Raw genomic sequence first — 10,810 nt, forward strand, 5'->3', positions numbered from 1 at the left:
AAAGGCGACGGGGAGATTATAACATGACAAAAAAGAATGCAATTCAGGATATTTATCCGCTGTCTTATATGCAGGAAGGAATGCTTTTTCATTCCCTCCTGCAAAAGGAATCACAGGCTTACGCCGAACAGGCCTCTTTTTCAATAACAGGGAAGGTTGACACCCGCGTGTTTGAAGAGAGCGTTCATGCCCTTTTCGAAAGACATGATATTTTCAGAACGATCTTTATCAGCCAGAACGTGTCAGTGCCGCAGCAGGTCGTATTAAAAGAGCGGAACGTCAGCATCATTGAGGAAAATCTCACCAATTTAAACAAGGCTGATCAAATCAAGCATATTGAAGAAGCCAAACGAAGAGACCGAAAGAAAGGATTTCACCTGCAAAAAGACATGCTGATGCGGGTGATGCTGCTTCAAACCGGAGAATGTGAATATACGTGCATTTGGAGTTTTCATCACATTATTATGGATGGCTGGTGTCTCGGGATCGTGCTGAAAGAGTTCTTCCAGATATATGCCTCGCGGCTTCGCCGGACACCGTTAACGCTTGAGCCCGCTGTGCCGTACGGGACCTACATCAAGTGGCTGATGGAGCAAGATAAAGAAAAAGCCGCTTCGTACTGGGAACGATACCTTGAAGGCTTTGAGCAGCAGACTGTTCTGCCGAAGCAGAAAAAAGCCGGCGAAAGCAGACAAGAAGAAGTGACGTTTTCCTTTTCAAAAGAGGACACGGCTAAGCTGAAAGATCTGGCCGTGAAAGAAGAGGTCACGCTGAGCACCATTTTCCACACGCTCTGGGGCATTTTGCTTCAGGCGTATAACCAGACAGAAGATGCGGTTTTTGGTTCTGTTATTTCCGGAAGGCCGTCTGAAATCGAAGGCATCGAGCGAATGATCGGCCTGTTCATTAATACCGTGCCTGTCCGGATCAGCGGGGCGGACATCCCGTTTCAAAAGCTGATCAAAAACGTGCAAAAGGACGCTTTGAAAGGACAGGCATACAGCTATCATCCGCTTTATGATATACAGGCGAATTCACAGGTAAAACAAGGCTTAATTGACCATATTCTCGTCTTTGAGAATTATCCGGTTGAACAGGAGCTCGATGTGCTGAACAGCAACGGGGAAACGAAAGACCTTTTTCACATCCATGATTTCAGCATGGAAGACGAAACCAATTACAGTTTTTATCTTATGGTGGCGCCGGGTGACGAGATTCATTTGAAAATGAGATACGATTCAAGCGTGTATGACCGCCAATTTATCGAAAATATCAAAGGTCATTTGACACATATCGTTTCCCAGATTCTCGACAAACCTGATATCACGCCGGATAAGCTTGTAATCATCACTCCTGAGGAAAAAGAGCAGCTGCTTGCTCCGATTTCTGAAGAAACTGAAAAGCCTGAGTATGACACGATTCATGCGATGTTTGAACGGCAGGCCGCACAAACGCCGGATCAAATCGCGATCCGGTATGAAGACGGGTCAGTGACGTACAAAGAGCTGAATGAATCGGCTAATAAGCTGGCCCGTCTGCTGCAAAAACGCGGATTAAAGCGGGAGGAGCCGGTAGGCATCATGCTCGGCCGTTCCCCTTCTTTAGCGGCGGCCGTTCTCGGTATTTTAAAAGCAGGCGGCGCCTTTGTCCCGATAGATCCCGGCAGTCCAAAGGAGCGTATCCGATATGTTATTGAAAACAGCGGCTGCATCCATGTTGTAACAGAGCGGCATCAGTCACTCCCCGCGGAACAAACGCTGCAGGTTACATATATAGAAGAGGCCGGGACGGAAGCGGACGGAAGCAATGTGCAATCCATTAATACGGCGGACGACCTCCTTTATATGATTTATACATCCGGTACGACAGGGAAACCGAAGGGCGTGCTGCTCGAACATAAAAATATGGCCAACCTTCTTTCTGACCAATTGACGAACACAGACATTGATTTTTGCACAAATGTGCTGCAGTACGCATCTTTGGCGTTTGACGTCTGCTATCAGGAGTTATTTTCAGTACTCTTAAGCGGCGGCACCCTTTGTATCGTGCCCGAATCAATCAAACGGGATGTTTCTCAGCTGTATTCGTTTATCGATCAGCACAAAACGGAAGTGGTGTTTTTCCCGACTGCGTTTGTCAAGATGCTTTTCAATGAAGAAGGTTATGCACAGTCTTTTCCCCGCTGTGTGAAGCATGTCATTACGGCCGGGGAGCAGCTGACTATCTCACGTTTGTTCAGGCAGACGCTCCGTTTACACGGTATGCATTTGCATAATCATTACGGCCCGTCAGAAACCCATGTGGTTTCAACGTATACGATTTCTGCGGGAGATGACATACCTGAACATCCGCCGATCGGGAAACCGATCCATCATAATAAGATGTATATTCTCAGCAAAAACAGACAGCTTCAGCCTCTCGGAATTGCGGGAGAATTGTATATTTCCGGAGCGAATACAGGAAGAGGCTATGTGAACAATCCGGCGCTGACGGAAGAGAAATTTTTGCCGGATCCGTTCAGAAAGGGCGCCGTCATGTACCGGACCGGAGATTTGGCAAGACTGCGTGCGGACGGCCAAATGGAATACATCGGCCGGACAGATGATCAAGTGAAGATCAGAGGGTACCGGATTGAACCGAAAGAAATTGAAACCGTTCTGGCAAATCATCATGCCGTGAAAGAAGCTGCCGTGCTGATTCAAACGAATGAGTCGGGCGAAAATGAATTATGCGCCTACTGCACCGTCTCACAAGCGACTGATCCTTCTCAGCTGCGAAGTGATTTGGCCAAAGAGCTGCCTGATTATATGATTCCGGTCAAATGGGCTTTCGTTGACGCGATTCCGCTCACTGCGAACGGCAAAGTCGATCAGCGGGCCCTTCCGGAAGCTTCGGCGTACGCAGCGGGCCGTCGATATACAGCTCCCCGGAATGTGACCGAACTGAAGCTTACCCGCATATGGGAAGAAGAGCTTCAAACCGGCCCGATCGGCGTTCACGATCACTTTTTCGAGCTTGGCGGCCATTCATTAAAGGCGACGGCACTCGTTGCAAAAATAGCTAAAGAGTGCAGCGTGCAAATCCCGCTGAGTGATGTCTTCAGCTATCCGACTGTAGAAGAACTCGCCAAAATCATCGGTGAAGCAGAAGAGAATCCGTTCGCATCCATAGAAAAAACAGAAGCAAAAGAAACCTATCCTGTCTCATCCGCTCAAAAACGGATGTATGTCCTTCACCAGCTTGAAAATGGCGGTGTCAGCTATAACATTCCAGCCGTTTTAGAGGTGAAGGGGCCGTTTGACCGAGACAGGATGGAAGCCGTGTTCAAGGAGCTGATCCGGCGGCATGAACCGCTCAGAACGTCCTTTGAAGAAATAAACGGCCGGCCTGTGCAGAGGATTCATGACGAAGTGCCGTTTGCATTTACAAAAGAACAATCAGCCGAAGCGTTTATCCGGCCGTTCGATCTCGGCAAAGCGCCTCTTTTCCGGGCGGGATTTGTCCAAATAGAAAAAGACCGGCATCTGCTTTTAGCTGACATGCATCATATTATTTCAGACGGCGTATCCGTCAATCTTTTGATACGTGAATTCAGTGAGCTGTATGCTGAGAGAAGTCTGCCGCCGTTACGGATTCAATACAAAGATTATGCCGTCTGGCAGCAATCATTTATGGCGGGCGCCGCATATCGGAAACAAGAAGAGTACTGGCTGAACCGGCTTGCCGGGGAGATTCCCGTGCTTGAATTGCCGGCTGATAAGCCGCGTCCCCCGGTGCGGAGCTTTTCCGGTGACCGGGTGTCATTTGTCATCAGCGAAAAACATACAGCACAGTTGAAAAAGCTGGCGAAAGAAAACAAATGCACACTTTATATGACGCTGCTCGGTGTGTACACGGTTCTGTTAGCCCGTTTAAGCGGACAGGAAGATATGATTGTCGGGTCTCCGATTGCAGGAAGGCCTCATGCCGACCTTGACGCCGTTCTGGGCATGTTTGTCAATACGCTCGCTTTCAGGACGCGTCCCGACGGAAGCATGACGTTCAAAGAATATTTAAAGGAAATTCGCCAAACAGCGCTTGAGGCTTACGAACATCAGGATTACCCGTTAGAAGAGCTCGTCGATAAGCTCGGTGTGCCGCGGGACATGTCCCGAAATCCGCTGTTTGACACAACATTTGCGCTGCAAAATATGGAACAGCAGAAGCTAAGGGCAGCCGGACTTGAACTGCAGCCGGCAGACGTCAGCCTGCCGATTTCTAAATTTGACTTATCGCTGTACATCTCCGAAAACGCCGGTGAATTGTACTGCCAGTTTGAATACAGCACCGATTTGTTTGAGAGAAAAACGATTCGAAAATGGGCGGAATTTTTCACGACACTTGCCGAAAAAGCCGCAGCTGATCCGGGTTTGGAATTAGACGATATTTCTGTTTTGTCAGAAAAAGAAGAAGTATCTCTGCTTCACGCTTTCAGCCCCTTGCAGAAAACAGCGTTTCCGCTTCATCAGTCTCTTCATGAGCTGCTGGAACAACAGGCGGAAAAAACGCCGGACCGTCCGGCGATTTTAACTGATGACATTTCGATTACGTATCAGGAGCTGAACGAAAGAGCGAATGAGCTTGCGCACCGGCTGATCAAGCGGGGAATAAGGCTGGAGGATAAAACTGCCATTATGGGCCGGCGTTCTCCTGACATGCTGATCGGCATTTACGCTGTCTTAAAAGCAGGCGGTGCATATCTGCCGATTGATCCGGATTATCCGGAAGAGCGGATTCGCTTTTTACTGAAAGACAGCGGCGTGAAATTCTTACTGGCAGAACCAGAACTTTTCGCACCAGATCTTTTTGAGGGAGAAACGATCTCTCTGAAAAGCGGGCAAACAGGAAACCCGGAAGCTGCGGCCAACCCCAATGTTCCGGTGAAACCTGATTCATTGGCTTATATCATCTATACATCCGGTTCTACGGGACGCCCAAAAGGCGTGCAGGTTGAACATCAGTCAGCCGTAAACTTTTTATACTCGCTGCAAACGCGTTATGGATTAAAGGATTCCGACACCATTTTGCATAAAACATCATACTCTTTCGATGCTTCGATTTGGGAGCTGTTTTGGTGGCCGATCGCGGGAGCTTCTGTTTTTCTCCTTCCGCAAGGCGGCGAGAAAGACCCTGAAATGATACTGAACGCATTGGAGAAAAACCGCATAACGGCAGCTCATTTTGTGCCATCCATGCTTCATGCTTTCTTGGAATATATAAATTCCAGAAAACAGCCGATCAAAAAGACCTGCTTAAAAAGGGTTTTTGCCGGCGGCGAACAATTGGGCCCTCACTTGGTTTCCCGTTTTTATGACCTTCTGCCGGGAACGGAATTGACAAATTCCTACGGTCCGACGGAAGCGACGGTAGAAGCGGCGTACTTTGATTTGCCGCAAGGAAAGGAATTTCACAATGTTCCGATCGGCATTTCCGGACATAACATGCGGCTGTATATTTTAAATCAAAAGAGACAGCTTCTGCCGCCGGGCTGTATCGGAGAGCTGTATATCGCGGGGACAGGGGTGGCCCGCGGCTATCTGAACCGGCCTGAGCTGACGGAGGAGCGCTTTCTCGATGATCCGTTTTACCCGGGAGAACGCATGTATCAGACGGGCGATATCGCACGCTGGACAGAAGACGGCCTTGTTGAATGGCTCGGGCGTTCAGACGGACAAGTGAAAGTCCGCGGCTACCGGATTGAACCGGGAGAAATCGAAGCGGCGATCCGGCGAATTGACGGCATTCGTGAGGCGGCAGTCACCGCCCGGACCGAACACGGCGAAACCGCACTTTACGCCTATATTGAAGGACGAAAAAGCGATGACGTGCGGGCGGAGCTTGCAACACGCCTTCCGGCCTACATGATGCCGGCTCAGTTTATAGAGATGACCGAGTGGCCGGTCACGCCGAGCGGAAAGCTTGACCGCCGCGCGCTGCCGGCTCCCGGCGGAGCGGCAGACAGACAGGCGTACACCGCCCCGCGGAACGTCACGGAAATGAAGCTTTGCGCCCTTTGGGAAGAGGTGCTGAAAAACGGCCCCGTCGGCATCCGGGATCACTTTTTTGAGCGGGGAGGCCATTCGTTAAAAGCGACGGCTCTCGTCTCCCGCATCGCCAAAGAGTTCGGTGTTCAGGTGCCGTTACAGGACATCTTCGCCCGGCCGACGGTGGAAGAGCTTGCTTCGGTTATTCAGGACTTGGAAGAAAGCTCGTATGAAGCGATTCAGCCTGCGAAAAAACAGGACACCTACCCGGTGTCTTCGGCGCAGAAACGGATGTATGTGCTCCAACAGCTTGAAGACGGCGGTGTCGGCTACAATATGCCGGCTGTGCTGGAACTGACGGGCCCGCTTGACCGCGGCCGGCTGGAGGAGACGTTCCGGCAGCTTGTTGAGCGGCATGAGTCGCTCAGAACGTCCTTTGAAACGGGGCCTGACGGCGAACCGGTGCAGCGCATCCATGACAGCGTGCCGTTTCAGCTTGATGAGGCCGAGTCAGCTGACGCATTCGTCCGGCCGTTTTGTCTGGAGGAAGCGCCGCTCTTCCGTGCGGCCCTCGTGAAAGAATCGGATGAACGTCACCTTTTATTAACGGATATGCATCATATTATTTCTGACGGTGTGTCCGTCAACACATTGATTAAAGAATTCAGCGAGCTGTACGCAGGCCGTTCGCTTGCGCCGATGCGCCTTCAATATAAAGACTATGCCGTCTGGCAGCGGTCGTTTCAGGAGAAAGAAGGGTACCAGAAGCAGGAAGCCTATTGGCTGAAGCGGCTTGAAGGAGAGCTTCCGGTGCTTGAGCTTCCGGCTGACAAGCCCCGTCCGGCGGTCAGAAGCTTTGCGGGCGGCAGCGTATCGTGCACGCTTGACGCTGAAACGGCATCCGGCCTTCACCGCATCGCCCGGGATCACAGCTCCACTTTGTATATGGTGCTTCTCGCCGCGTACAATACGTTACTCGCGCGATTGAGCGGGCAGGAAGACATCATCGTCGGCTCGCCGATTGCCGGGCGTCCGCACAAAGACCTTGAACCGATTCTCGGGATGTTCGTCAACACGCTTGCCATCAGAACGGAGCCGAAAGGAGACAAACGGTTCACCGATTATTTGGCGGAAGTCCGCCAGGCGGCGCTTGAGGCGTATGAACATCAGGACTACCCGTTTGAAGAGCTTGTGGAGCGGATCGGCGTGCAGCGGGACACAAGCCGTAATCCGCTGTTTGATGCCATGCTTGTCGTTCAGAATATGGAACATGAGGAATTGCTGTTGGACGGTTTGCATATTCAGCCTGCGAACGTGTCCCGTCCGGTTTCCAAATTTGATGTCACTTTGCAGGCTTCTGAAGGCGGGGGACAGATTCATTTTCTGTTTGAATATGCGGCGTCTTTATTCCGGAAAGAAACGATGCAGCGCTGGGCTTCCCACTTTATGACGATGCTTGAACACATTGTCCGTGAACCGGAAACTTCTATACAAGCGATCAGCATGCTGACTGCTGCGGAACGGGACCGAATTCTTTCGGACTTTAACGGCATGACGGATAAACAGCTGCCTGAAAAAACAGTTCATGAACTGTTCATCACTCAGGCGCGAAAAACACCGGATGCGGCAGCCCTTATCAGCGGGGAAACGTTGGTCACATATAAAGAATTAGATGAATGGTCGAATAAAATCGCCAGAGCTCTGCAAAAACGGCAGATCGGACCGAATGCCGCCGTCGGCATTGTGATACCAAGATCACCGGAACAAGTCGCCGCAGTCTTCGGGGTTTGGAAAGCCGGGGGCGCCTACGTCCCGATAGATCCTGAATACCCGGAGGAACGCAAGCGATATATCATTTCAGACAGCGGCACAGCGCTTCTCCTTACCGTACACGGCGCGATAGATCAAGTGCCTGATCATTTTAAAGGTGAAGTGCTCGCACTGGAGGATATCCAAGAACAAGACGCATCACCGGTTCAGCCATTATCAGCACCGGAAGATTTGGCTTACATCATTTACACGTCCGGGACGACAGGCAGGCCGAAAGGGGTTATGGTCGAACATCGTTCCGTCAGCAAAACCCTTCAATGGCGCAGCGGATTTTATGATCTGAATGAGAAAGATACAGTTCTTCAGCTTTTTTCATTTTCCTTTGACGGTTTTGTAACAAGTATGTTCACACCGCTGATTTCAGGTGCGAAGGCGGCCGTTCCAGCTGAAGATGAAGCAAGAGATATTCTTGCCATTAAACACTATCTTGCATCTTACCGCATCACTCACATGATCATTGTTCCCGTACTGTACCGTACACTGCTTGACGTACTGGAGCCGGGGGATGCAGAGTCTCTCAGAATTGTCACATTAGCTGGAGAAGCTGTCGACCAAAACATTATCAGCCGCAGTTTATCAGTTTGTCCTCACACGGAGCTTGCCAATGAGTACGGCCCGACGGAAAACAGCGTCGCCACTACAGCGGCAAGACATATAGAACAAAGTGAGAACATTACGATCGGCCGTCCGATTGAGCATTCACACGTTTATATTTTAAACGGGGATCACCCGCAGCCGATCGGTGTAACGGGAGAACTTTGCATTTCGGGTTCCGGCCTTGCAAGAGGGTACCGCAATCTTCCTAAGCAAACGGCCCAAGCCTTTGTCCAAGACCCGTTCCACAAGAACCGGCGCATGTACCGCACGGGCGATCTGGCAAAATGGCTGCCGGACGGCACGCTGCAATATATCGGCCGAATGGACGAGCAAGTCAAAATCAGAGGCTACCGGGTGGAACTGAAAGAAATTGAATCGGCCTTAACAGGCATAAAAGGTGTCAAGGAAGCAGCCGTTACCGCTCTGTCCGCATCAGCAGGCCAAACGGAACTATGCGCTTATATCGTGACAGAAGAAGGAACAGAAAGTGAAACCGTGCAGCAGGCACTCAGAAATGAAATGCCCGCTTATATGGTGCCGGCATTCTTTGAAACACTTGAAGCCCTGCCTGTCACACCGAACGGGAAGCTTGACCGCCGCGCGCTTCCTGAGCCGCGGAAAAAAGCGCACACCGGACGGGCATTTACGGAGCCTGAAAGCGACTTGGAAAAAGAGCTTTCCGCGATTTGGAGCGAAGTGCTCGGAACTGAAAACATTGCCGCGGATCAATCATTTTTTGAACTGGGCGGCGATTCCATCAAAGCCCTGCAAGTATCAGCCCGATTACATCAGGCAGGAAAACAGATCGCCGTAAAAGATATTTTCAGCCGGCCGACAATTAGAGAGCTGGCTCCTTATGTCCGTACAGAGCGGCAGCCGGTCAGCCAAGCTCCCGCAGAAGGAGAAGTGAAGTGGTCGCCGGTTCACAAATGGTTCTTCACACAAGACATGAAGGAAGCAAATCATTTTAACCAGTCCGTCATGCTGACGAGAACAAATTCAATAGATGAAGAGGCTCTGAGGAAAACGTTAAAAGCCATTACCGTTCATCATGATGCCTTGCGCCTTGTCTGCAAAAAAGACGAAGAGAAAGGTCTTCTCCTCTTCAACAGACCGGCTGACCTCGCAGATGAGCAGCTTTACAACATGACCATATTAGAAACGGAAGGCGATGAGCATGAGAAGGAACGTGTTATAAAACGCCGCGTCGCAGAGCTTCAGAGAAACATGGATTTGGAGAACGGGCCGCTGGTACAGGCGGGGCTGTTCCGCTCTGAAGCAGAAGATTACTTGTTTCTGACCGTCCATCATCTCGCTGTCGACGGGATATCATGGCGGATTTTATTGGAGGACTTGGCTTCTGCTTATGAGCAGGCCGCCTCTGGTCAGGAAATCACACTCCCTCCGAAAACCATGTCATTCAAAACATATACGGAGCAGCTGGCCGATTATGCCGAAAGCAGACAGCTTCTTCAGCAGGCGGAGTATTGGCGGGAGATTGAACACTATGAAACAGAAAGTCTTCCTTACGAGCAGGCAGGTCTATCTCAAACTCCTGCAAAAAAACGGAACACGGTATCCTTCACTCTGACAGAAAGTGAAACGGACGCCCTGTTGAAAGATGTGCACAGCGCCTACAATACGGATACGCAAGATATGCTGTTGGCTTCCGCTGTGCTTGCCGTTCAAAAGTGGTCGCCGCGGCACGCTTTGAAAATCGCCCTTGAAGGACACGGACGCCAATCGGAGCAGGCAGGTGCGGACATCAGCAGGACAGTGGGGTGGTTCACTTCCATTTACCCGGTGCTTGTCCGGAGCGGAGTTTATGAACCTCTTGAAGAATATGAAATTCGCACATTGAAAACCGTTAAAGACACATTGCGGCGCATTCCGGATAAAGGGAACGGATACGGCGTCCTCAAATATTTAACACCGCCGAAGCTTGCCGGGATGACTTTCGGGAAAGCACCGGAGATCAGCTTTAATTATCTCGGACAATTCGATGCGCCCGGCGGGAATCCGGCAGAAACGGAACAGCCTGACGCGTTTCAGTTTTCTCCTTTGGGAGGCGGAGATGATGTGACAGATACATGGAAACGGGAGCAGTCACTTGAAATCAGCGCGATTGCGGCGAAAGGCCGGATGACCGTCAGCATTTCCTATGAAACGGAACGCTTCCGGCAAGGTACGATCGAACGGCTGTCCGAAAGCTGCCGGTATTATCTCCTGAAACTGTCGGAACACTGCCTCAGCAAAACCGATACGGAGAAGACCGTCAGTGACTTTGATGATCGGGAGCTGACTGAGGAAGCCTTGCAGGATATTGCCGACTTACTCAGCTTCCACTAAACCGAGCGGGA

The 10,810-nt window shown here is 50.8% G+C and carries 1 protein-coding gene; it reads left to right on the top strand.

From position 1 onward, the window contains the following. Positions 1 to 23: 23 nt before the first annotated feature. Positions 24 to 10,799: a non-ribosomal peptide synthetase gene (locus OWN49_RS00020; RefSeq protein WP_176283354.1), complete on the top strand. Its 10,776-nt coding sequence runs from the start codon at positions 24 to 26 to the stop codon at positions 10,797 to 10,799. Positions 10,800 to 10,810 lie beyond the last annotated feature (11 nt).

This window comes from Bacillus sp. NEAU-242-2, from assembly GCF_027853835.1.
In the GTDB taxonomy this organism is placed as follows: Bacteria; Bacillota; Bacilli; order Bacillales; family Bacillaceae; genus Bacillus; species Bacillus velezensis.

Bases quoted from the DNA above. Each gene is read 5' to 3' on its own strand.
- OWN49_RS00020 (WP_176283354.1), top strand. From the start codon at position 24: ATGACAAAAAAGAATGCAATTCAGGATATTTATCCGCTGTCTTATATG.